This is a genomic window from Paraburkholderia sp. J7, from assembly GCF_905220155.1.
Lineage (GTDB): Bacteria > Pseudomonadota > Gammaproteobacteria > Burkholderiales > Burkholderiaceae > Paraburkholderia.
Window position 1 is genome coordinate 550458 of the sequence record NZ_CAJMYZ010000001.1, and the last position, 24021, is coordinate 574478.

19 protein-coding genes are annotated in these 24021 nt (G+C 62.8%); 10 read left to right on the forward strand and 9 right to left on the reverse strand.

Features of this window, described 5'->3' with window-relative positions; genetic code table 11:
* Positions 1-51 precede the first annotated feature (51 nt).
* Together U5A58_RS02445 and U5A58_RS02450 are read left to right on the forward strand one after the other, a co-directional pair.
* Entirely contained in the window at positions 52-2577 is a 2526-nt protein-coding gene (locus U5A58_RS02445; protein WP_321960146.1) for a hypothetical protein, read from the forward strand.
* Positions 2578-2761: 184 nt separating this feature from the next.
* Positions 2762-4567: an acetylglucosamine transferase gene (locus tag U5A58_RS02450; RefSeq protein WP_321960147.1), complete on the forward strand. Its 1806-nt coding sequence runs from the start codon at positions 2762-2764 to the stop codon at positions 4565-4567.
* Between the two features lie 715 nt (positions 4568-5282).
* Here U5A58_RS02450 and U5A58_RS02455 read toward each other — a convergent pair.
* The 4 genes from U5A58_RS02455 to U5A58_RS02470 form a co-directional block, all read right to left on the reverse strand.
* Positions 5283-8441 carry a tetratricopeptide repeat protein gene (locus tag U5A58_RS02455; RefSeq protein ID WP_321960148.1) on the reverse strand — a complete coding sequence of 1053 codons (3159 nt, stop codon included), beginning with the start codon at positions 8439-8441 and terminating at the stop codon, positions 5283-5285.
* Positions 8442-8776: 335 nt separating this feature from the next.
* The gene (gene fliT, locus U5A58_RS02460) at positions 8777-9076 is read right to left on the reverse strand and encodes a flagellar protein FliT (protein ID WP_321960149.1); all 300 of its coding nucleotides are present in this window, start codon (positions 9074-9076) and stop codon (positions 8777-8779) included.
* Between the two features lie 19 nt (positions 9077-9095).
* The gene (fliD, locus tag U5A58_RS02465) at positions 9096-10679 is read right to left on the reverse strand and encodes a flagellar filament capping protein FliD (RefSeq protein WP_321960150.1); all 1584 of its coding nucleotides are present in this window, start codon (positions 10677-10679) and stop codon (positions 9096-9098) included.
* A gap of 174 nt (positions 10680-10853) precedes the next feature.
* Positions 10854-12197 carry a flagellin gene (locus tag U5A58_RS02470; protein ID WP_321960151.1) on the reverse strand — a complete coding sequence of 448 codons (1344 nt, stop codon included), beginning with the start codon at positions 12195-12197 and terminating at the stop codon, positions 10854-10856.
* A gap of 374 nt (positions 12198-12571) precedes the next feature.
* On the opposite strand from U5A58_RS02470, the gene U5A58_RS02475 reads away from it, so the two are divergent.
* Together U5A58_RS02475 and rpsU are read left to right on the forward strand one after the other, a co-directional pair.
* A complete protein-coding gene (locus tag U5A58_RS02475; protein WP_321937054.1) occupies positions 12572-13513 on the forward strand; it encodes an aldo/keto reductase in 942 nt (313 codons plus the stop codon).
* Between the two features lie 381 nt (positions 13514-13894).
* Positions 13895-14107, forward strand: a complete 213-nt coding sequence (rpsU, locus tag U5A58_RS02480) for a 30S ribosomal protein S21 (RefSeq protein ID WP_004198205.1) — start codon at positions 13895-13897, stop codon at positions 14105-14107.
* 124 nt (positions 14108-14231) lie between these two features.
* On the opposite strand, the gene U5A58_RS02485 is transcribed toward rpsU, so the two are convergent.
* Both U5A58_RS02485 and U5A58_RS02490 read right to left on the reverse strand, forming a co-directional pair.
* Positions 14232-14690, reverse strand: a complete 459-nt coding sequence (locus tag U5A58_RS02485; protein ID WP_321960152.1) for a hypothetical protein — start codon at positions 14688-14690, stop codon at positions 14232-14234.
* A 311-nt stretch (positions 14691-15001) separates the two neighbouring features.
* Positions 15002-15598, reverse strand: coding sequence for a DNA-3-methyladenine glycosylase I (locus U5A58_RS02490; protein ID WP_321915369.1), 597 nt, complete (start codon positions 15596-15598; stop codon positions 15002-15004).
* Between the two features lie 179 nt (positions 15599-15777).
* Between U5A58_RS02490 and U5A58_RS02495 the strand changes: the two genes are divergently transcribed.
* Both U5A58_RS02495 and U5A58_RS02500 read left to right on the forward strand, forming a co-directional pair.
* Positions 15778-16674, forward strand: a complete 897-nt coding sequence (locus tag U5A58_RS02495; protein ID WP_321960153.1) for a BadF/BadG/BcrA/BcrD ATPase family protein — start codon at positions 15778-15780, stop codon at positions 16672-16674.
* A gap of 93 nt (positions 16675-16767) precedes the next feature.
* On the forward strand, positions 16768-17589 hold the full coding sequence (locus U5A58_RS02500) for a Cof-type HAD-IIB family hydrolase (protein WP_321915367.1): 822 nt from the start codon (positions 16768-16770) through the stop codon (positions 17587-17589).
* 82 nt (positions 17590-17671) lie between these two features.
* Here U5A58_RS02500 and U5A58_RS02505 read toward each other — a convergent pair whose 3' ends face one another.
* Both U5A58_RS02505 and aqpZ read right to left on the reverse strand, forming a co-directional pair.
* Positions 17672-18406 (reverse strand): histidine phosphatase family protein, encoded by a 735-nt coding sequence (locus U5A58_RS02505; protein ID WP_321960154.1) that lies wholly within the window; start codon positions 18404-18406, stop codon positions 17672-17674.
* Positions 18407-18620: 214 nt separating this feature from the next.
* The gene (gene aqpZ / locus U5A58_RS02510; RefSeq protein ID WP_321960155.1) at positions 18621-19367 is read right to left on the reverse strand and encodes an aquaporin Z; all 747 of its coding nucleotides are present in this window, start codon (positions 19365-19367) and stop codon (positions 18621-18623) included.
* Positions 19368-19653: 286 nt separating this feature from the next.
* On the opposite strand from aqpZ, the gene U5A58_RS02515 reads away from it, so the two are divergent.
* Positions 19654-19950 carry an H-NS histone family protein gene (locus U5A58_RS02515; protein ID WP_321915364.1) on the forward strand — a complete coding sequence of 99 codons (297 nt, stop codon included), beginning with the start codon at positions 19654-19656 and terminating at the stop codon, positions 19948-19950.
* A 196-nt stretch (positions 19951-20146) separates the two neighbouring features.
* On the opposite strand, the gene U5A58_RS02520 is transcribed toward U5A58_RS02515, so the two are convergent.
* A complete protein-coding gene (locus U5A58_RS02520) occupies positions 20147-21211 on the reverse strand; it encodes a glycosyltransferase family 4 protein (RefSeq protein ID WP_321915363.1) in 1065 nt (354 codons plus the stop codon).
* Positions 21212-21806: 595 nt separating this feature from the next.
* On the opposite strand from U5A58_RS02520, the gene flhD reads away from it, so the two are divergent.
* The 3 genes from flhD to motA all read left to right on the forward strand — a co-directional run bounded on the left by flhD (position 21807) and on the right by motA (position 24018).
* The gene (gene flhD / locus U5A58_RS02525; protein ID WP_321915362.1) at positions 21807-22124 is read left to right on the forward strand and encodes a flagellar transcriptional regulator FlhD; all 318 of its coding nucleotides are present in this window, start codon (positions 21807-21809) and stop codon (positions 22122-22124) included.
* 106 nt (positions 22125-22230) lie between these two features.
* Positions 22231-22773 carry a flagellar transcriptional regulator FlhC gene (gene flhC / locus U5A58_RS02530; RefSeq protein ID WP_321915361.1) on the forward strand — a complete coding sequence of 181 codons (543 nt, stop codon included), beginning with the start codon at positions 22231-22233 and terminating at the stop codon, positions 22771-22773.
* Positions 22774-23157: 384 nt separating this feature from the next.
* On the forward strand, positions 23158-24018 hold the full coding sequence (gene motA, locus U5A58_RS02535) for a flagellar motor stator protein MotA (RefSeq protein WP_028203346.1): 861 nt from the start codon (positions 23158-23160) through the stop codon (positions 24016-24018).
* Positions 24019-24021 lie beyond the last annotated feature (3 nt).

Sequence of the window (24021 nt, forward strand, 5' to 3'; positions counted from 1 at the left end):
TCCATGACGTCAGCCGACGTTGCAGCGTTGAACACGGCCGACATAGCGGCAATGAACAGCAATCAGGTTGGTGCCATTCAGGCATCGTCGATCGTTGGCATCAGTACCGCAGCGCTGCAGGCGCTCACTAGTTCTGCCAACGGCCTTGCTGCCGGCCTGAATACTGCGGATGTCGTGAGCCTGTCGGCGTCGCAGATCGCTGCGATCGGCTCGGCTGGCATCGTCAACCTCAGCAGCAATGACATCGGCGTGCTGACGACCAGCCAGGTCAAGAGCATGACGACCGCGCAGCTTTCGGCGCTTGCAGCAAACGTGAGCAATCTGAACACCATGGCTCAAGCGGTGCTGTCGGCCGTTCAGATCGGAGCGATCGGCTCGGCCGGCGTAAACGCGCTGAGCTCGCTGACATCGGCACAGGTTGCGGGTCTCACAACGGATGAAGTGGCGAACCTGAGCACGGCGCAAGCGTCTGGCCTCACGTCGGCAGAAGTGTCGAAGATGACGACCATGCAAGTGTCGTTGCTGTCGACCGATAACCTCGTTGCAATGGGCGCGGCTGCTACTGGCCTGACGTCCGCCCAGATTGGCGCGATTGGCTCGGCTGGCGTGAGCGCGTTGACCACCACGCTGACGTCGGCGCAGGTCGCAGGTCTCACGACGGATGAAGTGGCGAATCTCACCACCGCGCAGGCGGCTGGTTTGACGTCGGCGGAAGTATCGAAGATGACGACGGCGCAAGCATCGGCGCTCACGACCGATAGCCTCGTGGCGATGGGCTCGGCTGCTACGGGCCTGACGTCCGGCCAGATCGGCGCGATTGGCTCGGCTGGCGTGAGCGTGCTGACCACCACGCTGACGTCGGCACAGGTCGCAGGCCTGACGACGGACGAAGTGTCGAACCTCACCAGCGCGCAGGCGGCTGGTCTGACGGCAGCGGAAGTGGCGAAGATGACGACGGCGCAAGCGTCGGCGCTCTCGACCGCTAACCTGGTGGCGATGGGCACGGCCGCTTCGGGCCTGACTTCGGCGCAGATTGGCGCGATCGGCTCGGCTGGCGTGAACGCGCTGAGCTCGCTGACGTCGGCGCAGGTCGCAGGTCTCACAACGGATGAAGTGACGAACCTCACGACCGCGCAGGCGGCCGGCCTGACGTCGACGGAAGTGTCGAAGATGACGACGGCACAGGTGTCGTCGCTGTCGACCGATAACCTGGTGGCGATGGGTTCGGCTGCTACGGGCCTCACGTCGGCGCAAATTGGCGTGATCGGCTCGGCTGGCGTGAACGCACTGAGCTCGCTGACGTCGGCGCAGGTTGCAGGTCTCACGACGGATGAAGTGACGAACCTGAGCACGGCGCAGGCGGCTGGCCTGACGGCAGCGGAAGTGTCGAAGATGACGACGGCGCAAGCGTCGGCGCTCTCGACCGCTAACCTGGTGGCGATGGGCACGGCCGCTACGGGCCTGACGTCGGCGCAGATTGGCGCGATCGGCTCGGCTGGCGTGAACGCGCTGAGCTCGCTCACGTCGTCGCAGGTCGCAGGTCTCACAACGGATGAAGCGACGAACCTGAGCTCGGCACAAGCCGCTGGCCTGACGTCGGCGGAAGTATCGAAGATGACGACGGCACAAGTGTCGTCGCTGTCGACCGCCAACCTGGTGGCGATGGGTTCGGCTGCTACGGGCCTCACGTCGGCGCAGATTGGCGTGATTGGCTCGGCCGGCGTGAACGCACTGAGCTCGCTGACGTCGGCGCAGGTCGCAGGTCTCACGACTGACGAGGTGACGAACCTGAGCACGGCACAAGCCGCTGGCCTGACGGCAGCGGAAGTGTCGAAGATGACGACGGCACAGGCGTCGGCGCTAACGACCGATAGCCTCGTTGCCATGGGTACGGCCGCTACGGGCCTGACGTCGGCGCAGATTGGCGTGATCGGCTCGGCCGGCGTGAACGCATTGAGCTCGCTCACGTCGTTGCAGGTCGCAGGTCTCACGACGGATGAAGTGTCGAACCTGAGCACGGCACAAGCCGCTGGCCTGACGGCAGCGGAAGTGGCGAAGATGACGACGGCACAGGCGTCGGCGCTTACGACCGCTAACCTGGTGGCGATGGGCACGGCCGCTACGGGCCTGACGTCGGCGCAGATTGGCGCGATTGGCTCGGCCGGCGTGAACGCGCTGAGCTCGCTCACGTCGTCGCAGGTCGCAGGTCTCACGACGGACGAAGTGGCGAACCTGAGCACGGCACAAGCCGCAGGCCTGACGGCAGCGGAGGTGGCGAAGATGACGACGGCGCAGGTGACGTCGCTTACGACCGATAGCCTCGTGGCCTTGGGCACGGCAGGTGCCGCAGGCCTGACGGCAAGCCAGGTCGGCACGCTCAGCACTGACTCGCTGGCTGCGCTGGCGGGCAATAGCGTGACGTTGTCGACTTCGCAGGTTGCAAGTCTGACCACGAGCCAGCTGAACAGCCTGTCCGCTTCGACTGCCACGCTGTTGAACACGGCAGACCTCGCCAAGATGACGACGACCCAGGTTCAAGCACTGACGACGGATACAATCAACGTTCTTCTGCCTTGATTGCGTCAAGCTAACCGGATGCCTTCGGGCATACGTCGTCCAGAGTGACTTTGTTGCCATCGAAACATGATGGCGGCAGAGTCACACCCCTGCCCATTCTTTGCGTCGGCCTCGAGAATGGGCGCCTTATATTTTCCGGGCCGAGTTTGGGCGCCGCGCGCATCAATCAACGACAGACCTTTCCGTGGAAAACGAATACGCATCAAAAGTCTTGCTTTCCAGTCGCGGACAGCTGCCAATCACGGACCTAATTGGCTACGCAGATCAGCTTGATTCGGCTGGTTTGCCTGAGCTTGCGATGGTGATTTACAAGGCGTGGCTCGACCATCCCCACTACCCGCTCAAGCATCTGGTGTGGTTCAATCTTGCTGTCACTTACAACCGGCTCGGACGTGCTGCCGACGAGAAAGCGGCACTCAAGCAGTCGATTGAACTCGCACCGTCGTTCGCGCATCCGCGTCTGAGTCTCGCATTGTTGTATGAGCGCGAGGGAAATCCCGACGCGGCGTTGGCAGAATGGATGTGGGTTGCGCGCACGATCTCGGATCACGACGCGGCCGCTCGCCCGCAACGTATTCAAGCCCTGAACAACCTCGGGCGATTGTCAGAGCTGCAGAGAAGGTTTTCCGAGGCACTCGACTGGCTCGGGCAGAGTCTGGCTATTCAGCCGGATCAGCCTGATGTCATGCAGCACTGGGTATTTCTGCGTGCCAAGACGTGCATCTGGCCGGTTTATGCACCATGGCATGCGGTGAATGTCGACAAACTGCGCTCGGCGACATCCGCGCTGGCGATGATTTCGCAAAGCGACGATCCAGCAGAACAACTGCTTGCGGCGCGTCGATATGTCGACGGAAAAGTGAATGTCGCGGTGCCCACGCTGACGAATGGCCGGGCGTATGGGCACAAGAAGTTGCGTATCGGCTACCTGTCTTCCGACTATAGTCAGCACCCTGTTTCAATGCTGATGGTGGAGCTGTTCGAGCTTCACAATCGCGACGATTTCGAAATCTACGGGTATTGCTGGTCCCCCGAGGATGGATCGGCGTTGAGGCAGCGCGTCATTCAGGCATTCGATCAGTTTCATCGCATCAATGGGCTCAACGACGCTCAGGCCGCCGAACTGATTCGCGCGCACGAAATCGACATTCTCGTCGATCTTCAGGGGCAAACCGCGGGCGCTCGCCCGACCGTCCTGGCTGCGCGTCCTGCGCCTATCCAGATCACCTATCTCGGGCTGCCGGCGACAACCGCGTACCCGTTTATTGATTACGTCATTGCCGACGAATATCTGATTCCGCCAGCGTTGGCGTCCCATTACAGCGAGCGCATGCTGTATATGCCTGACGTTTATCAGGTCAGCGATCGCCAGCGTGTCATCGGCGCGCCTCCCTCGCGCGCCGCTTGTGGGCTTCCGGAGCACGGCACCGTGTTCTGCTCGTTCAATAACAACTACAAGATCAACCCGGCGATGTTCGACACGTGGATGAACATCCTGAAACGTGTGCCGGACAGCGTGCTCTGGTTGCTAGCCGACAACGAATGGGCCGAGGCGAACTTGCGTCGTGAGGCAACGGAGCGCGGTGTCGATGCAAGCCGGCTCGTATTCGCCTCGCGTGCGCAGCAGTCGGATTTTCTTGCGCGGCTTTCAGTGGCCGATTTGTTCCTCGATACGTTCCCATTCAACGCGGGTACGACCGCTAACGACGCGCTGTGGTCCGAATTGCCGGTCTTGACCGTACCGGGACGTGCATTCGGTTCGCGTATGGCAGGCGCCCTGTTGACGGCGGCGGGTTTGCCGGAATTGATCGCCGCCAATTTGCAGGCATACGAAGATAAGGCCGTGGCCTTGGCAGAGGAGCCGCAGCAGCTACAGCAGATGCGTGTGGTACTCAAGGAGGTCAAGGCAAACGGCGTGCTGTTCGATACGCCTCGCTTTACGGCAGCGCTCGAGCAGAAGTTCAAGGGCCTGGTTGGGGCGCTCGCTTAGGACCTGCGCCGGTTGCAATTGACCGGACCTGAATCGCCACGCCGGCGCACGCGACGCGGGCTACCGATGGGGCAGCGCCGGTCAACGTTTCTATTTCGCCAGCCCGGCAAGCGAACTTCTTCGCGCTGAAATAAAAACGGGGGCTCCATTTGCCCCCACTTTTCTTGGCTTTGCCCTCAGAAAGTCATTGAGCTAGCCTGTTGCTCCTCGATTTACGTTCTCTCGCTCAAGTGTGCTCGATCAGCAACGCTGGCCGACGTGTCACAGCGCACTGTCGGGAAAGCTCAAGGTCGTATTCCGCCGCTGAAAATCCGAACACTTTTCCTTCAAGGCGAGGTTCGGCGCGCGACGGCGGCGATAGCCGCAGAGATAGTCGAGCGCCGCGTTGAAGTCATCTACAGCCTCGGACGAACCACGCCGGTCGGGGGCCCTCCGGCACTTCGTACACGCGCGAACCCCGAATCGGTACATGCTTTTCCATTTGGCGTTCAAATTCGGCGGCCCAAATACCCAGAAGCCGTTGTGCTCCCACGGCGGCATTTTGTCACGATCACGACGCTGATTGCTGGCACGTACACTGCCCACGCGAACGGTTTGAGCTGCATCGATTGCTCGACGACGACTGCAAGGCCGTTGTTAGTCTTGGGGAAATCGGTGTGCCCGTCGTGACCAAGATGGAGAAGAACGGACTTTCGCTGCCTGGTTCATCTCGGTTTCAGGCTTTCGGAGCAAGCCGTCGACCACGCACGCAAATCTCAAGCTGTGTCCGCCTTTCGCGATAAGCCGAGAGGTAGTGAGAAAAGCCCGTTGTCCGCGCCATGTGCTTCAGTGCGTCGAGTGCGAGCAGTTCGTCGCGATAGCGGGCAACGAATGCGTTCGACATGTGCACTTTGACAGGGTCGTACTGGTGCACTTTCCATCCCGGCTCTGTCGAGAGAATCAGTGAAGCAATGCGCTCGATGATGAACACCTTTGCCGGTGCCGCCCCGACGTCGACTCGCTCGTAATCCACGTTGCCGTTCAACCGCTGGGCAAGCGGCGTATCGCCCGCTTCGGCGATCTTGAAGATCTGCTCGCACAGTTCCAGCCACCGCGCCCAGAACGCGGGTTTTGCGACAAAGTAATTACAGAAGACGGTCTCTACCGAACTCATGATCACGTCGCCGACCTGTACACCTGGCGAAACGATATTGGCGACTTCGTCGATAACGGAGGCAATGCTCGGATGAACGAGTGACGCGTGTTCGAAGACATTGAGGGTGAACGCGGCTTGATCCCAAAACGGCGAAAAAGTCACGACGTCAACATCGTCCGGCACTTCGCTGAGGAACGGGAGCACGTCGCCAGAAGTCAAGCCGGTTTTTGCCGCGAATCTTGGCGACATAAAACCATAGCGCGCGTTGGGGTCCAGCGGCTCTTCAAGCAGGAATCGCCGGATAGGCCAGTATTCACGCCAGTCCGGCCGCAGTCCGGTGTTGTCGAGCGGAATGAAGCCCGGTTCGAGTTGCTCACGGGTCTCGTCCGAGTAATGGATCTGGTAGATATGATTCGCGATGGTGCCGAGGCTAGCTGCCGCATCGGGCTGCTCCTGTTCCAGGTCCAGGCCCGCTGCGGGTGCCTCGCTGAGCTGCGCCAGCACCTCGAAATGCTCGGGCTTGAGCCCATCGCACCAGCGCTGCCACATGATGCGAAACGCGCGTGCTGCGGAATCCGCGATTGCGTGCGCGTCGATCAGAACCGACTGCCGACAATATTCGCGCAGTTCGCGTCGCACGACCGCGAGCGCGTGCGGGTCGGCGGCGAGAGCAATGCACTTGCGCACGAAGTCGTCCTTGTCCTGCGCAACGAAAGCCGAGTCCAGCCCGAGGTGCGAGAGCCACCCCGTGCTGCTGCGGCTTGCCATCGACACGCCGGGCAGCGTCATGGTGGGCACTCCCATCCACAAGGCCTGCATGGTCGTAGTCGAATTACCGAAGGGGAAGGTATCGAGGCACACGTCAACGAGATGGTGCTGGCGCAGGTAGTGCTCGACGCTACCGCGAATCAGGAATTTGATCCGGCTCACGTCGATGCCTTCGCTCACGAGCAGCCCCGTGAGCTTGGCCATCTGTTCTTGCGACGTAATTGCACCGATCACCATCTGCGAATTCGGTATCTCGCGTAGCACGCGCGCCCAGAGCGCGACCACTTCCGGCCCGATCTTGATGATGCGGCTGAAGCTGCCGAATGTGATGAAGCCGTTTTTGAGCGCGGGCAGCTCATTGACCTTCGGGGCTTTCGGGTGCGGCTTGAACGGCGCGAGCGCGGGCAGGAAAACAAGTTTCTCCGAAAACAGGTTTTCGAACTGTTTGAGCGGCGTGACAAAGCGATCCGTCAGGTAATAGTCAACGGAGTCGAGACCCGTCGTGCACGGATTGCCGATCCAGCTCGCCTGAACTGGCGCGGGCTTGCGCGCGAAGGCGACGAGGCGATTGCGGCCCGTATGGCCGGTCAGATCAACGAGGATGTCGATACCGTCGTCGCGGATCCTCTGCGCAACCGCATCGTTGGTCATTCCCGAAACCTCGCTCCACGTTTTTGCATGGACGCGAACCCGCTCGGTGAACGAGTCCGTCACCGCGTAGTTCGAATAGATATGCACCGACAGGCCAGGGTCGTGCGCCAGATGCTCCAGTATTGACAGGAAGAAGTATGCGACTGGGTGGTTGACCAGATCGCCCGATACGAACCCGATCTTCAGGCATCGCGATGGGTTGCGATCGTTGGTGTGACGGGGCGGGTGGGCGCGGAACTCCACCTCGTGGCGTGCGGCGAATTCACGGAGTTCCGCGAAGGCGACGTCTGCATCGAGATCGTACTTATGCATCCGGCAGAACAGCATATTGCTGTGCGTGATGGACTGCATCGGTTCCAGTTCGAGTGCGCGGCGAAAGGCAGTATCGGCTTCCTCGAACAATCCCTGTTTGAGCAGCGCGTTGGCCAGTGCGTCGCACTCGTGAGCGCTGTTCGGAGCCAGTTCGACAGCACGGCGGATATGGACGATAGCGTCCGCATATCGGCCCGACTCCTGCAAGGCGATACCCAGATTGCGGCGGAGTTGAGCGTTTTCGGGAAATCTTTCGAGTGCCTGAAGGCAATGTGCCTCGACTTCGCGATACCGGCGAGCCGTGTACATCCAGTTTGTCAACTGCACATGGACGCTGATATGGTCGGGCAACAGGCGGGCGGCGTTTTGAGCAGCCTCGATGGCCTCCGTCTGGTAGCCCAGGCGATGGAGGGTACGACCTAGCTCGAACCAGCATTCCCCATGCGCGGGATATCGCTCCGTCAAACGGCGGGCGACCTTCAGTGCCGCCTCGACTTTCCCGTTGTTGAAGAGGTGCTGAAACTGACGCATCTCCTTGAGGCTGGCACGGCGCAAATTGAGTTTGGTGCGCGTGCCCGCCTCTGGGCTCGCGGGGGGCGCCGCGTCGTCGCCAGCGGCCGGCTGGGGAGCGATTGCTGCCGCTTGCTCCGGTTTGGCTTCAGGCTCCGGTTCCTCTACGCCATCGATTCGCGCGCGCAGCGTCTTTACTATCGCGTCGGACAGCCCTTGTCCCCGTGCAAGTTCGAGTGCGAGCCGTGCCGCTTCAGTCTGCTGGCTGGCGACGAGGGCGTTGATGTAATAAATCCAGACTTGCCCGTTTTTCGGTGCTTGCCCGAGCACGGCTTCGAAATGCTGTACCGCATCGTTGGGCTTCCCCGTCTGCATGAGCAGCACGCCGAAGTTGTAGTGCGCGTCTGGATGATCGCTTTCCGAGTCCAGGACGGACGCATAGAGCGCGGTGGCTTCGTCATATTCCTGTTTTCGGTGATGCTCGATCGCGGTTTGCATGACGAGCGCGAGGTCGCGAGTCCGCGGCGACGCGGGTGCGAGCGTGACGATGTCGTCTGATGTGGGGAAAGCGGTCATGACGAAGGCGCGCGTGCGCGAATGGAAGTCGGGACCCGCAGATTATGAGGGGCGGCCCGTCGCTCCGATGGCCCGAGCTAACGTCAAAACGGCCGTCAATTTGGCAGCATGTGGTCTGCGCGCATTGCCGCCGCAGGGCAAATCCAGTCGCCCGCTGCGAAAAGAGGGCAGGAAGCGAAGGCAAGAAAAAACCCGCGCAAGGCGGGTTTGGGTAGGCGAATGCGGTACAAAGCGCGAAATGAACGGGCAATCCCGAGTCAAGTCCTCGCGATGCTCAAATACTGACTGGCGTTGCGGCTTGCCTGCATGCTGGCCTGATACTCGGCCCCGAGCGCCTGCCGCGAAGCCTGCGCGGTCTCGACGATACGGTTGTCGATCTCGCGGATAGCCTGAAGCCGCGCCATGATCGCCGGCGGCTGCGGCGCAACGAGCGCCGTCAACAGAGGCGAGCGCTCGTCCGCGAGCTGTGCCGCCCGCTCCCACTCGCCAACGGCGGCCGCGAGTTCGAGGTCTTTCGTGATTTGCCAGATACGCTCGATGGGGGCAATGGTCTGCATGACGGACTCCGAGCCGTGCTCAGCTTGCGGCGGTGGCGAGCGCACCCGCGCTATTGGTGCCACCGAACAGTTGCGTGAGGTAATTCGCGTTGTTGTTCATCGTTGCCATCAGCGTGTCGAGCGCAGTGAATTGCGCAGTGTACATGCTGGTGAGCTGCGATTGCCACGACGTCAGCTGCGTTTGCTGGTTGGTGAGGCTCGTCAGGTCGGCGTTGATCCCATCCGTGCGGTTCTGGATGAGGCCGCCTGCGGAGGTGTAGCTCGTAATGCGATCGTCCAGTTGCGCGGCGATGCCGTTGGTCGGATTGAACAGCGAAGCCACGGCCGACTGGTTGCTCTGCAGCGCGTTATTGAGCGTCGTACTGTCGATCGACAGCGTGCCGTCTGCCTGCAACTCGATGCCGAGCGTGCCGAGCGTGTTCGCCGAAGAGCCCTTGCCCACGCCGCTCGCCACGATGCTGGCCAGCGTGTTCTGGATGGTGCTCAGGGTGGCGTCGCCGAGCAGCACGCCTTGCGAGGTCGAGGTCGAGCTGAACGCCGTCATCGCGTTCATCGTCGTGACGAGCGTGTTGTAGAGCGTGACGAAGTTGTTGATCGACGAGGACTCCGCATCGGTGTCCTGCGCAATCGTGAATGTCTGCGTGCCGCTCGAAACCGCAGCCGCCGTCAGGTTCAGCGTCACGCCGGACAGCGCCGTCGTCACGGTGTTCGACGAGCTGGTCACGAGGACGCCGCCGAGCGTGAGGTAGGCGTCCTGCGCCGCCTGCGTCTGGGTCCAGCCCGAACTCGAGATGGTCGACTGGGTGGGGTTGGTCGTCGTGGTCGTGCCGCCACTGGTCGAGGTGACGCTAAGGCCGCTCGTGCTGGTCGCTGCCGTGCCAGCGGTAGTCGTCACGGCGAGCGCGTTCAGCGCATCGCTCGAATTCGAGTCGTTGACCGTGATGCTGATGCCGTTCGAGGCGCCGGTCGAAGTCGATTGCAGCACGAGGTGGGCGCCGTCCGAGCCGGTCACCACGGTTGCGGTCACGCCGGGGTTGTTGTTGGCCGAATTGATCGCCGATGCGATGCCGGAGATCGTGCTGTTCGTGCCGTCCAGGGAAATCGTGGTGCTCTTGCCGTTGACCGTCAGGGTCATCGAAGACGAGCCGGAAGCCAGGTTCGTGGTCGCGGTATAGCCCGCCGAGGTGAGCACTTGCGACTGGGCGATCTGCGACACGTTGAGCGAGTACGAACCGGTCACGGCGCCGGTGCCGGCCGAAGCCGTGACGCCGGTGCCGCTCAGGGTGGTCGAGAACGTGTTGAGCGTGGCGTCGTCGCTGAGTGGCAGTACAGCCGACTGCAACGCGGCCAGTGCCGCGGAGATCGTGCCGTAAGCCGAGATCAGCGTGTTGTCCGCGGTCTGTTCGGCGGCGATGGTCGCGGCCTGGCCAGCGGTTTTGGCGTTGACGAGTGCAGTGACGAGCGAACCCGTGTCCATCGTCGAACCGGTCGAGCCGCTGATGATCGACTGGGCGGCAGACGCCACAGAGGCTTGGGCGGCGGCGGTCGTGGTCGCGACTGCGCTCGAGATCGCGGCAGTGGTGGATCCGGTTACGGTGGACATGAATAGACTCCGTGCGTCGGCTAGGCCGGTTAAAACGGTTTAACTTAACTAACGAACTGGCAAGCGTAAAAGGCGGCTTAGTGCTGGAAACGCCAATCGGGAGGCGAGCCTCCCGATTGGTTTGCAGCGGGCGCGCGGTGCGCTGCGTGCCCGATGCCTGCTGCGGGAAGCTCGTTACTGGAGGAGCTTCAGGATCTGCTGCGGCTGCGAGTTCGCTTGCGCCAGCACCGAGATACCCGCTTGCTGCAGAACCTGCGCCTTGCTCAGGTTAGCCGTTTCTTCTGCGAAGTTGGCGTCCTGGATCGACGATTGAGCGGTCGCAAGGTCGGTCGATTGAGCTTGCTGCGTCGTGCCGATAGCCGTGAAGCGGTTCTGTGCTGCACCGATCGTTGCTTGCAGGTTGTTCAGCGAGGTCAGTGCGTTGTCGATCGACTCCATCGCCATGTTCGCGCCACTCTGAGTCGTAATATCGATGTTCGCAACGCTGTTCGGCGTGTTGAGCGTGTTGATCTGTGCCGTGACCGAAGCTTCCGAATTGCCGTTTGCGTCGGTGAACGAGACGGCGGCGAGCGTCTGGGCAGCGGATTCAGCGCCCGAAGTCACCGCACCCGTAGCACCGCTGAGGCCGAGCGTCGTGACAACGCTGCTGCTGAGCGCTTCGTTGTTCTGGTCGGTGTACGTGAAGCCGCCGTTGCCGTCGGAAATCACGTTGATCGAGGTGATCGATGCTTCCGTGTACGCGTTACCGTCCGTCGCCAGTTCCAGACCCGACGTGCTGATGCTGCCGCCAGCGGTCAGACCGGTCGTGGTCAGGCCGGAAGCGGTGACGAGCGCGGTGTTGGATGTGATGTCGTTGCCGTTCTGGTCCGTGTACTTGACGTTACCGGCCGTGTCCATCGACGCCGTGACCGAGGTGATTTCGGTACCCGTCGAAGCTTGCGAGCCGTCCGAAGCGAGGGCCAGGTTGCTGTAGGTGCCGAGCGTGTTGCCAGCTTGCACGAGGCCCGTGCCCAGATTGGCAGCCGACATGTCTTGCGACAGGTTCAGGCTGATCGTCTGACCGACGTTTGCGCCGACCTGGAACGACACGTTGCCCAGCGAACCGTCGAGCAGGTTCATGCCGTTGTACGTCGTTTGCGACGCGACACGGTTCACTTCCGAGATCTGCTGGTTCACTTCCTGCTGCAGTGCTGCGCGGTCGTCCGAGGTCATCGAGCCGTTCGATGCTTCCGTGGCCAGTTCGCGGATACGCTGCAGGCTGCTCGTGAGCGATGCCAGACCGCTCGATGCCGTTTGCGTCATCGACGTACCGTCGTTCGCGTTCGACACGCCTTGATTCAGACCGTTGATCTGGGTCTGCATGATGTTCGAGATCGCGAGGCCTGCGGCATCGTCAGCTGCGCTGTTGATGCGCTTACCCGACGACAGGCGCGTGATTGCTTGCGACAGCGCGCTGCCCGAGCCCGTCAGGTTTTGTTGCGCGACGAGCGAGTTGATGTTGCTGTTAATTCCGAGCATGGAAATTCTCCTAAGCGGGCTGGAAGCCCGTTACAAGCCACTATGGCCGCGGCGGAAGCAATCTCTCATTGCTGGCCGCCTCAGTGAAGGTTGTCGGCGTGGGTAAAAAAAACTTGAGGGGAAGCATCGACAATCGAGACCTCATTTGCGCGGCGCATACAAAATGCTGTTGTGCCGCTGCACGCTTGCCACTCCGCCCCGCACCTACGACTGCGTAATGCCGTTTGCAAGCGTGTTTACGGCAGGTATTGCGCGTGGTTTAGCGCGAACGCCGCCGGCGGCGCGATCCTGGCCGTGCGCCCGTGCCGGCTGCAGCGCCTGGCGAGGCGGCGTATCCTCAACGCTTTCCCTTTCGCCCTTTTTCTGGAGGCCCCATGGAACTACGCAGGATCGGCACTTCTTCATTGCAGGTCGCCCCGCTCATGTTCGGCGGCAACGTCTTCGGCTGGACCGCTGATGAAGCCACCTCGTTCTCGATCCTCGACGCCTTCACCGACGCCGGCCTGAACTTCATCGATACCGCCGACGTGTACTCCGCGTGGGTGCCCGGCAACCAGGGCGGTGAATCGGAGACGATCATCGGCAAGTGGATGGCCAAGAGCGGCAAGCGCGACAAGGTGGTGATCGCGACGAAGGTCGCAAAAGATGCGCGCCGCCCGGGTCTTTCCGCCGCGAACATCACGGCCGCCGTGGAGGATTCGCTGCGCCGCCTTCAGACCGATTACATCGACGTGTACTTCTCGCACGAGGACGACCAGAAGGTCCCGTTCGAGGAAACGCTCGGCGCGTACCAGCGCCTCATCGAGGCCGGCAAGGTGCGCGTGATCGGCGCGTCGAACTATACGGGCGCACGCATCGAGGAAGCGCTCGCGGTGTCGAAGAAGTCGGGCCTGCCCGCGTACCAGATCATCCAGCCCGAATACAACCTGTACGACCGCGCCCACTACGAGGCCGATCTCGAACCGGTGGCGATGGCGCAGAAGCTCGCGGTCGTACCCTATTACAGCCTTGCAAGTGGTTTTCTCTCGGGCAAGTACCGTTCGCGCGAGGATCTTGCGAAGAGCACGCGCGGCTCGCGCGTCGAGAAGTATCTCGATCACCGTGGCATCCGGATCCTCGCGGCGCTCGACTACGTGGCCGAGCGTCACGGCAGCACGCTCGCGGCCGTTGCGCTGGCGTGGCTGATCGCGCGCCCGAGCATTACCGCGCCGATCGCGAGCGCGACCTCGCTGGATCAGCTGGAGAGCCTGGCCGCCGCCGTGCGGCTGAAGCTCGATCCGGCGGACATCCAGGCGCTCAATGACGCGAGCGCCTGACCAGCAGGGCATTTATCCAGGTGTCCTGATTGACAGGACTTGCGCGGCGGCTGCGGCTCGCTGCGCAAGTGACTGACTAGAATCAAGAAACCCTGGTCGGGCGGATTGTTTCCTGATATCATTGAGAGTGAATTGAGATCTTTGCCTGTTTTGTTGCCGTGTTCGTTACTGTTGGCGGCCGCAAACCGGCGGTCAGGTGTGTTGCAGCAAGGTCGACCTGATCGCGTTCCGCTGTGAACCCCCTACTTCTCTTTTCCGGCCTCCGTGGCCGCCTTGCCTCTCGTTTAGCCCCAGCGTGGCGAACGACCGGAGGGCCGGCGCGTGAGCGGCTTTGACGCTCACGCCTTTGAACCGTATTAAGCGATTTGAGTTAGGAAATACATGACGACGATTCTTCTGAAGGAAAACGAGCCGTTCGAAGTGGCGATTCGCCGCTTCCGCCGTGCAATCGAAAAGAACGGCCTGATCGCCGAGCTGCGTGAGCGTCAAGCTTACGAAAAGCCGACGGCCGTTCGCAAGCGCAAGAAGGCAGCTGCTGTTAAGCGCCTGCACAAGCGCCTGCGCAGCCAGATGCTGCCGAAGAAGCTCCACTAAGCTTTTTCGCTTTTCGGTGTTCCGCCAGACGGCGGCGCATGCTTCGCAAGAAGCTGCGCCGCCGTTTGCGTTTGGGCGTCCGATTTGGCGTCGATTATGTGTCGATCGTGCGTGCCGGGTGGCGCTACGCGGCGTCCTTGAGGTGCCCGGGCGAGAGACCGAACTGCGCGGCAATCGAGCAAAGGCGCTCGCGCCATTCCCACACGCCAAACACGTCGTGCACGTTCTGCAGGCAACTGAGCAGATTGATCGTAGCGGGATCGTAGATGTTGATATGGGCCCGCAGCAGCGCTTTTTTCAACGCGGCGACGCCCACGTCCATATAGAGCGGCACTTCGCTCGTTTCGCGGCCAATGAAGCGCACGGGTATGCCTTCCATGGCGCTCATATAGTCGCGTGGCCGGATGAAGCTGCCGACCGGGCAGCCGCCGTAGCTGTGTGCGCTGCCGTAGCCGCCCCCACAGCCACCGCCCCGGTAGGCGCCGCCGCCGCGTGGAAGAAGGGCCGCACGCCCCTGGCCAAAGAGATGGGCCACCGCGCGGTCGAAGATCTCCTGATGGGTCAGGAAGTGGACGTTTTTCATTTCAGCCCCCTGCGGCCCAGGCGCCGGGCACAGGTTAATTCCCTTCTAATGCGGCGCCGCCGGCCTTCCGGCCGACATCACTACCCGTTCCCCTGACGCGCCTGCATTCACTTCCCGTTATAACGGCATGCCAGCGGAAAACCGTGGGGCTGCGCACTATAGCGATGAGAAATTCCCCGAGCCGGTGTTGCACTCAATCGTTCTGGCATCTGGCAAAACCGTGTCCAACAATAATTGGCGAAGCGGGGCCCGCGCGGCACATTCCCGGGGTGCGCACTGCGTGACGTGCTTGCGCCCGTGCTTCGTTGCGTTCAGGCACGGCGCTTCTTCTTGCCAAGTGCTGCGCAAGCCTCGCGGCGCATGCAATCTCGCTCGTGGTCGTTGACCATGCCGACTGCCTGCATGAACGCGTAACAGATCGTCGTGCCAACGAATTTGCAGCCGTACTTTTTGAGTGCCTTGCTAAGGGCGTCCGAGACTTCGGTGGAGGCCGGTGCGTCCCGATACGATGCCAGGTCGTTCTGGACAGGCGTGTCGTTCACGAACGACCAGACGAACTTCGCGAGCGATCCGTGTTCGGCCTGGATTTGCTGCACGGCGCGGGCATTGGCGATGGCGGCTTCGATCTTGGCGCGGTTGCGCACGATCGAGGCGTCCTGCATGAGCGTTTCGACGTGCCTGGGCGTGAAGCGCGCAACCTTCTCGATGTCGAAGTTGGCGAAGGCGCGGCGATAGCCTTCGCGCTTGTTGAGGATCGTGGACCACGAGAGTCCGGCCTGCGCGCCCTCGAGCACGATCATTTCGAACAGATGCTGGTCGTCCCGCGACGGCACGCCCCACTCTTCGTCGTGGTATTGCACATACTGCGGCGACGCGCCGGCCGATACCCAGTTGCAGCGGTGTGTCACGGTAAGTTCTCCTTGCGAGACGTCGTTCAGGCCACGCAAGCATAGCGGAACGGTGCCGTGCCGCCACCCTGGCCGGATGGCCGATTGTGCGAACCGAGGGAAGCCGTTAGTCTCTGCGGCACGACGAAATTTTTGGCTCTCGAGCCGAGCACACAGGCGCGCGAGGCGCGGCGGACATCATGCAGAAATACACCTGGCTGATTGGCGTGGATGGCGGCGGCACGGGCACGCGCATCGCGCTTGGCGACACGAATGGCGTCGAACTCGCGCGGGCCGCCGCGGGGCCGTCGGGGCTCGGACTCGGTATCGAACGCGCCTGGCAATCGATCGAGGAAGGGTGCCGCGCTGCATTCGCGCAGGCAGGGCTTGCGTTCGACTGGTCGCAATGCGTGCTCGGCTGCGGGCTCGCAGGCGTGAACAACCCCGACTGGCTGGCGCCGTTTCGCACGACCGCGCCGCCGGTGGCCGGACTCGCGGTGGAAAGCGACGCCTACACGACGCTGCTGGGCGCGCACGGCGGCGCGCCGGGCGTCGTGGTTGCCCTGGGCACGGGCAGCATTGCAGCGGTGCTCGATGAGGACGGCCAGTGCCGCATTGCGGGCGGTTTCGGCTTTCCCTCGGGCGACGAAGCGAGCGGTGCGTGGTTCGGCCTGCGCGCGATCGTCTGGGCCCAGCAGGCGCTCGACGCGCGGGGGCCCATGGACGATTTCGCGCGGGCCCTGCTCGCACACGCGCGGGCGACCGATCGCGACAGCCTCATCGTGTGGCAGTGCGCAGCCAACCAGACTGCCTACGCGAGCCTCGCGCCGGTCGTTCTCGCGCACCGTGAACATCCGTTCGTCGCGAGGCTTCTCGGCGAAGCCGGCGTGGAGATCGCGAAGCTCATTACCGCTCTCGACCCGTCGGGCAGCCTGCCTGCGGCGCTCTCGGGCGGCCTCGGGCAGCCGCTGCGCGAGTGGGTGCCGCAAGCTGTGCGCGAGCGCCTGCGCGCCCCGCTCGCCGACTCAACGACCGGCGCGCTTCGGCTTGCGCAACTCGAAGCCCAGCGGCTCGCGCACGCCGCCGCAGGCAACTGAACGGCGCGTTGCAAGGGGCGGGAACGTAGGCCAAGGGCGGCGCCTGGCCACAGATGCTACGATTGAACGTTTTCCGCTAGCCGCCTGCTCACCATGTACAAGGTCATTGCAACCGATCTCGACGGAACGCTGCTCAATAGCGACCATCAGGTCGATCCGTTCACGGTTGCCACGCTGGGCGCCCTCGAGGCGCAGGGGCTCCCGTTCGTGATCGCGACCGGCCGCCATTACTGCGACGTCGCCGGCATTCGCGACGTGCTCGGCATCCGGCCGTATCTCATCACCGCGAACGGCGCGCGCGTGCACGCGCCCGACGACACGCTCATTCACGCGAGCAATCTGAGCGCCCCGATGGTCGAGCGCCTCGTTGCCGCCGACACCGTGGGCGAGCATGGCCGCGTGATCGTGAGTATCTATACCGACGACGCCTGGCTCATCGACCGCGATGCGCCTGAGCTACTCGCGTATCACCAGGACTCGGGCTTCGAGTACCGCGTGGCGGATCTGCGCGACTACGCGGGCGCGGGCATTGCCAAGGCGCTTTATATCGGCGATCCGGCGGATCTCGCACACGTGGCGCAGAATCTCGCGCGCGAATTCGGCGATGCGCTCTACGTCACCTATTCCCTGCCTGATTGTCTCGAAGTGATGGTGGCCGGTGTTTCGAAGGGACGCGCGCTGCGCGTCGTGCTCGAGCGGCTCGGCATGGACGCCGCGGGCTGCGTCGCGTTCGGCGACAACATGAACGATATCGATCTGCTCGAAACGGCGGGTCATCCGTTCATGATGAACAACGCCAATCCCGATCTCATCAAGCGGCTGCCTTCGGTACCGCGCATCGGCAATAACTTCGAGGCCGGTGTCGCGCATCATCTGCGCAAGCTGTTCGCGCTCAACGACGAACTCGCGTCGTAATTCACACGGGCGTAAGCGTTAGATGGCGTAAAGGCGCGGCGCCAGTCGCGCCTTTACGGCCCTCGCGATTGAATCCAGACAGTTATTGCGCGGCGGGCAGTTGCGCGCACGGGCAATCGTCTGCGCGACCGTCCAGCCCTTCGCGTTCGTGCGAGAAACGCGCGCGTGCGGCGCCGCCGCTCCAGTCGATGCGCACGACATAGATGCTGTCGAAGTCCGCACTCTCCCAGCGCGGTACGTCGCTCGCGCTGCCGCCATGCGTGGCGACGACGCGGCGCACGAGCGTCTCGATTTCCCGGTGTTCCCAGGCGACGAGCACGGTGCGGCCGCGCCAGCGCGGATCGACGAGCGTTGTCTGCAGGGCGTCGATCTTCGAAAAGCCGTACGGCGTCTGGATCGGCATGCCGAACTGAATCGCGGTCGGCTCGATGGTCGCGAGCGGACGCACATAATAGTAGGAATGGCCGTTGTCTTCCTTCTGCTCGCCGGGGTCGGGCGCGTAGATGGCGTCGGGTTTGCCGTACTTGGCTGCGATCACCGCCGGCAGCGCGAGCGCGCGGTTCAGCCCTTTGCAGTTGAGCTGGCCGAATCCCTCTGGCGGCTTTTCGCCATGCCTCACGAAGATGAGCGTCTCGACGTTGCGCGCGTCCTGCGGGCTGCGCGTGGCGGGCGCGCTGCTCGCGTTCGTTTGTGTAGCCTCGCCGCCGTTGGCGGTCCCGCTTGCCTGCGGCAGCGGCGCGCAGGCGCATACCAGTGCGCTCAGGCCTGCGGCGAGCGTCGGGGCGAGCCGGATTGGCCAGGGGCATGAGCGCTTCATGCTGGGCGTGATGCTCCAGGTGACAAGACAGTGGGAAAGTCGTCCGATTCTAGCAGCGCGGCCGCGGTCGGCCTGCTCAGCCGCACACCGGGCGCGCACCTGCAGCGCCCGGGCCAGCAAGACAAACGGGCGCCGAAGCGCCCGTTTGTCTTGCTGCACGATCAAAGTGGCGCGATTCGGCGTGCTCCGAGCCGCGCAGGCGTGTAAGAACGCGTCAGGCCGTTTCGCGCACGGCGACGGCCGCTACCGCTTCGCGGCGCCCTGCCACCGCCGGGTACACGATACCCGCGATCGCCGCGCCGACGATCGGCGCGACCCAGAACAGCCAAAGCTGCGAGATGGCCTCGCCGCCCACGAAGAGCGCGGGACCGGTCGAGCGTGCCGGATTCACCGAGGTATTGGTGACGGGAATCGAGATCAGGTGAATGAGCGTGAGGCACAGGCCGATGGCGATCGGTGCGAAGCCTGCAGGCGCGCGCTTGTCGGTTGCGCCGAGAATGACGAAGAGGAAGAACGCCGTCATGACGACCTCGCACACGAACGCGGCACCCATGGCGTAATGACCCGGCGAGTGCTCGCCATAGCCGTTGGTCGCGAAGCCGCTCGCGACGAGGTCGAAGCCGGGCTTGCCCGTGGCGATGAGCGCGAGCACGAACGCGCCGATCACCGCGCCCACCACCTGTGCGGCGATATAGGGCACGAGGTCGCGCGCCGGGAAGCGGCCCGCCACGGTCAGCCCCACGCTCACGGCGGGATTCAGATGGCAGCCCGAAATATGGCCAATGGCGAAGGCCATGGTGAGGACGGTCAGGCCGAACGCGAGCGAGACACCCACGAAGCCGATGCCGAGCCCGTGAAGCGGGCCGGCGAAGTTGGCCGCGAGCACGGCGCTGCCGCAGCCGCCCAGAACGAGCCAGAACGTGCCAATCAGTTCGGCAATGAGTCGCTTGGATAAGTGCATTGCGTGACACCTCGAAAAGTCGATTTTTGAAGGGGCCGCGTAAAGTACCGGCACCGGGAAATGCCAGATTCTAGGCAGTCGCTTTTTTCGGTGCTGTCAAGGATTGTCAATTTTGACGTAATTGATCGAATTATTGCGATCGATGTGTGCGCAATTGCGCCAGAAGTGGTCGATCGTTAAATGGGAAATGGAGTGATAAAGCAGTATTAATAGCGATTGCGAATTCCGTTATTTACGTCTAATCTCCGATCGAGCCGGTTTCATGAGCAATGAAGGGGGAATAGAAATGTCGCAATACTCAGAACTCAAGGCGCAGATCGCAAAGCTTCAGACTCAGGCCGAAGAGGCGCGGCGCGCGGAGATCGCGGACGTCATCGCCACGATCAGGGAAAAGATCGCCGAGTACGGCCTTTCGGCCCAGGACCTCGGCTTTGCCGAGGCCGCGCGCCGCGGCCGTCCGCCGAAAAAGGCGCCGCTGCCGGCGCGTTATCAGGACCCCAAGTCCGGCGCGACGTGGAGCGGGCGCGGCAAGCCGCCCAAGTGGATCGCAGGCAAGAACCGCGAACGCTACCTGATCGCGTGAGGCACGTGGCGGGCGAGGAACGACCGGGCCGCCATATCGCCACAACCGCAAATGCAATAAAAGAGCCGCATGATCCATGCGGCTCTTTTTTGTGCGTCATCCGTAATCGGCGTGTAATGACGTTATTTGACGACTCGCAAACGATTCACGCCCTGCATTTGTCTGGATTTATCACGAAATCTGGAATGCTTCGCACTCAGCCGGCGGCGACACGTCGCAGTACCGGGCGCTGTGCGGCTTCGATGAGCGACGTATAAGTGTCGACGTAATTGCCGGCCATGATGTGCGACGTGAAGCGGCGTTCGAACTGGTTGCGAATCGCTTCGCGCGAAAGCGAATCAATATTCTGAAGCGCTGCCACGGCGCCTTGCACGTCCTCGACGACATAGCCCGTCACGCCCGGGTCGATCACTTCCGGCACCGAACCGCGATTGAAGGCGATCACCGGCGTGCCGCACGCCATGGCTTCGATCATCACGAGGCCGAACGGCTCGGACCAGTCGATCGGGAACAGCAGCGCCTTCGCACCCGAAAGGAACTCGGGCTTCTGCTCTTCGTTGATCTCGCCGATGAATTCGACATGGGCCTGCGAGAGCAGCGGCTCGATCTCGGTCTTGAAGTACTCCTGGTCGACCTTGTCGACCTTGGCGGCGATCTTCAGCGGCAGGCCGGAGAGCGCGGCGATCTTGATTGCCGTGTCCACGCGCTTTTCCGGGCAGATCCGGCCGAGGAAGGCCAGGTACTCGGGCTTGCGGTCGGCCTGCGGCGTGAGCAGGTTCTTTGGCAGTCCGTGATAGATCGTGTTCTGCCATGCGGCCTGCGGCAACGGCTGGCGCTGCGAGTCCGAAATCGAGATCACGGGGGCGTTCGGGAACTGCTCGAAAACCGGCTGCAGCTCCGGCAGGTCGAGGCGGCCATGGAGCGTCGTGACAAACGGCGTGTCCATGGTCGTGAAGAGCGGGAAGGGCAGGTAGTCGAGGTGAAAGTGCAGCACGTCGAACTCGTGCGCGACGCGGCGCACGCGCTCGAGCAGCACCATGTGCGGCGCCAGCGCGTCGCGGATCGTCGAGTCGAGGCGCAGTGCGCGCGGCCACGCGGCCTCGAGGTTTGCCGAGGTGACCGAATCGCCGCTGGCGAACAGCGTCACGTCGTGGCCGAGGTCGACCAGCGCTTCGGTCAGATAGGACACGACGCGCTCGGTGCCGCCATAAAGCTTGGGCGGAACGGCTTCATAAAGTGGCGCAATTTGTGCGATTCGCATTGTTCGATCTCCTGGCAAAAAGCCGCGTGTGCAACGAACGCTGTGATGCGGCACTGCGGCGGTACTACGGTATCGGGTTATCCCTGAGTCCGATTATGGGCAATTCGCAGCCCGATACACGCGGTTTTGCAAACGCTTAAAGTTGTTACAGCGGGATACAGCCTGTGTAAGCGGCCATTGCAAAGCGTGACGTGGCCTGGCCGCGCACTGCGCAAGTCTCGTGCCCGAGGCGTCCGAACAAGGGTCGCAAGGCGTTGACCCAAGGTCCTGGTGTGCGCCATTAGCATGCGCACGTGACGCATCCATGAAAAAGCCTATAATCAGCAGACAAATAAGCAGCTTATGCGCATGACATGGCGCGCGCCGCCTCCCACCGCTGCTCCCGCCTCTTTGTCAGAATAATTCCTACACGTTAGCGAAGGTTTTTCTCGCAACGCGTCGCGGCATCCGTCCGATTTCCATTTGTTCCCGCCCCAGCCACAATGCAACCACGACCATAAACAGGCCGTTTGGATGCACTTGGGTTGCATCTGGGCGAGCAAACGTTTTCCGCAGGCGGTCTGACCAGCCGCCGCGATTTGATTCGGGGGAATCCATGAGCGCGACGACGCACAGCGACATGCTCAATGAGATCAAGGAAGTGAACCTGTCGTACCTGTTGCTCGCGCAACGTCTTTTGCGCGAGGACAAGCCGACGGGCATGTTCCGCATGGGCATTTCCGAGCAGTCCGCCGAGGTGCTCGCCAATCTCTCTTTCGCACAGACCGTACGCCTTGCCGCTTCGAACCAGCTGCTTTGCCGCTTCCGGTTCGACGACCACGCCATTCTGAGCGCGCTTGCCGACAAGGGCAAAACCGCGCTGACCCATTCGGCGATCGTCATGGCGGGCCAGGACGTCGAGCAGATCGGCTGAACCGCTTCACCCCGCGCCGCAGCGCGCGGCCGCGCATTGACCCTTGCTGCCGCGCAAACGGCGGCAGGGGCCACGCGCATTCCTTTGCGGCTTCCAACGGGTGTCTATGGCGACAAAGAGTGTGGTGCAGGAGGTAAAGGAGATCGCGCTTGCGATCGAGCTGATCGAGCTGGGCGCGCGCCTGCAATTGCTCGAAGCGGAGACCTCGCTCTCGCGCGACCGTCTCATCCGGCTCTACAAGGAAGTGAAGGGCGAGTCGCCGCCCAAGGGCATGCTGCCGTTTTCGACCGACTGGTTCATGACCTGGCAGCCCAACGTTCATTCCTCGCTGTTCTACAACACGTTCGTGTTCATGAACCGCCACGCGCGCTGCGAGCCGATTCACGCCATCGTGAAGAGCTACCGGCTCTATCTCGAGCACCTGCGCCTGCACGACGAAACGCCCGCGCTGAGCCTCACCCGCGCCTGGACGCTCGTGCGCTACTTCGCCTCGGGCCTCTTGCAGATGACGCCGTGCAGCCGTTGCGGCGGCCGCTACGTGGCCCACGCGCACGACCCGCAGCGCGGCTTCGTGTGCGGGCTGTGCCAGCCGCCTTCGCGGGCCGGACGCACGCGGCGCAACGCGCTTGCCTCGCAGATCGCGGCCTGAGGCGAATCGACGCGGCTGGACGCACGCTCGATGCCGCTTGATGGTGCCAGATGCTGTCCGTGCAGGCCGGGACTCCGGATAAACCCGGCCCGTCCCTGTTTGGGCACCGCAAGGCGACTCCAAACGGCGATTGCCGAAACCGCGAACGTATCGTCGCTGGCGGCCGCGGCCAGACACCGGCGCCCGCGACACCCCCTTCCCACGCGGCTTCACGAACCGGCCCCACATCCATCCGTCATGCGCAGGCAAGGCAGACGGCAGACGCCCGGCCGGCTTGCGATCCGCGCCCATTCAATCCCAAAGTTTTTCGCGCCGTTGCCGTAAACCCAGCTAAGGGCGCGGGCCGACGGCGGTTCGCGGCGCATTTCTAGTGAGGACCCGGCAGTGCTGATTATCGTTGGAACCCTCTTGACGATCCTTTGCGTCTTCGGCGGCTACGCACTCGAGGGCGGCCATCTCGGCGCGCTCATGCAGCCGATGGAATTGCTCATGATCGGCGGTGCTGGCGTCGGCGCGTTCATCCTCGGCAACGGCATCAAGACCATCAAGGCCACCTTGCGCGTGCTTCCCACGCTGTTCAAGGGCGCCAAATACAACAAGGACGTGTACATGGAGCTGCTCGCGCTGCTCTATGTCCTGCTCGCGAAGGCGCGAAAGGAAGGCACGCTCACGCTCGAAGCGGATATCGACGATCCGCAGAAAAGCCCGATCTTCACGCAGTATCCGAAGATCCTGGCCGACCACCACATCGTCGAATTCCTCACCGACTACCTGCGTCTCATGGTGGGCGGCAACATGAACGCCTTCGAAATCGAAAGCCTCATGGACGAGGAAATCGAAACGCACCACGCCGAAGGCGAGGCGCCCGCCCATGCGCTCGCGAAGGTGGGCGACGCGATGCCGGCGTTCGGTATCGTCGCTGCGGTGATGGGCGTGGTTCACACCATGGCGTCCGCCGACAAGCCGCCCGCGGTGCTCGGCGAGATGATCGCGCAGGCGCTGGTGGGCACGTTCCTCGGCATTCTGCTTTCGTATGGCCTGATCGGCCCGCTCTCGAGCCTCGCGGAGCAGCGCGTGACCGAGTCGACCAAGATGTTTCAGTGCATCAAGGTGACGATCCTCGCGAGCCTGAACGGCTACGCGCCGGCCATTGCCGTGGAGTTCGGCCGCAAGGTGCTGTTCTCGACCGAGCGTCCGTCGTTCACCGAGCTCGAAGAGCACGTGCGCCGCGTGAAGGCGAAGTAAGGA

Bases quoted from the DNA above. Each gene is read 5' to 3' on its own strand.
- U5A58_RS02445 (WP_321960146.1), top strand. From the start codon at position 52: ATGAACAGCAATCAGGTTGGTGCCATTCAGGCATCGTCGATCGTTGGC.
- U5A58_RS02455 (WP_321960148.1), bottom strand. From the start codon at position 8,441: ATGCAAACCGCGATCGAGCATCACCGAAAACAGGAATATGACGAAGCC.
- fliT (WP_321960149.1), bottom strand. From the start codon at position 9,076: ATGCAGACCATTGCCCCCATCGAGCGTATCTGGCAAATCACGAAAGAC.
- fliD (WP_321960150.1), bottom strand. From the start codon at position 10,679: ATGTCCACCGTAACCGGATCCACCACTGCCGCGATCTCGAGCGCAGTC.
- U5A58_RS02470 (WP_321960151.1), bottom strand. From the start codon at position 12,197: ATGCTCGGAATTAACAGCAACATCAACTCGCTCGTCGCGCAACAAAAC.
- U5A58_RS02475 (WP_321937054.1), top strand. From the start codon at position 12,572: ATGGAACTACGCAGGATCGGCACTTCTTCATTGCAGGTCGCCCCGCTC.
- rpsU (WP_004198205.1), top strand. From the start codon at position 13,895: ATGACGACGATTCTTCTGAAGGAAAACGAGCCGTTCGAAGTGGCGATT.
- U5A58_RS02485 (WP_321960152.1), bottom strand. From the start codon at position 14,690: ATGAAAAACGTCCACTTCCTGACCCATCAGGAGATCTTCGACCGCGCG.
- U5A58_RS02495 (WP_321960153.1), top strand. From the start codon at position 15,778: ATGCAGAAATACACCTGGCTGATTGGCGTGGATGGCGGCGGCACGGGC.
- U5A58_RS02500 (WP_321915367.1), top strand. From the start codon at position 16,768: ATGTACAAGGTCATTGCAACCGATCTCGACGGAACGCTGCTCAATAGC.
- U5A58_RS02505 (WP_321960154.1), bottom strand. From the start codon at position 18,406: ATGAAGCGCTCATGCCCCTGGCCAATCCGGCTCGCCCCGACGCTCGCC.
- aqpZ (WP_321960155.1), bottom strand. From the start codon at position 19,367: ATGCACTTATCCAAGCGACTCATTGCCGAACTGATTGGCACGTTCTGG.
- U5A58_RS02515 (WP_321915364.1), top strand. From the start codon at position 19,654: ATGTCGCAATACTCAGAACTCAAGGCGCAGATCGCAAAGCTTCAGACT.
- U5A58_RS02520 (WP_321915363.1), bottom strand. From the start codon at position 21,211: ATGCGAATCGCACAAATTGCGCCACTTTATGAAGCCGTTCCGCCCAAG.
- flhD (WP_321915362.1), top strand. From the start codon at position 21,807: ATGAGCGCGACGACGCACAGCGACATGCTCAATGAGATCAAGGAAGTG.
- flhC (WP_321915361.1), top strand. From the start codon at position 22,231: ATGGCGACAAAGAGTGTGGTGCAGGAGGTAAAGGAGATCGCGCTTGCG.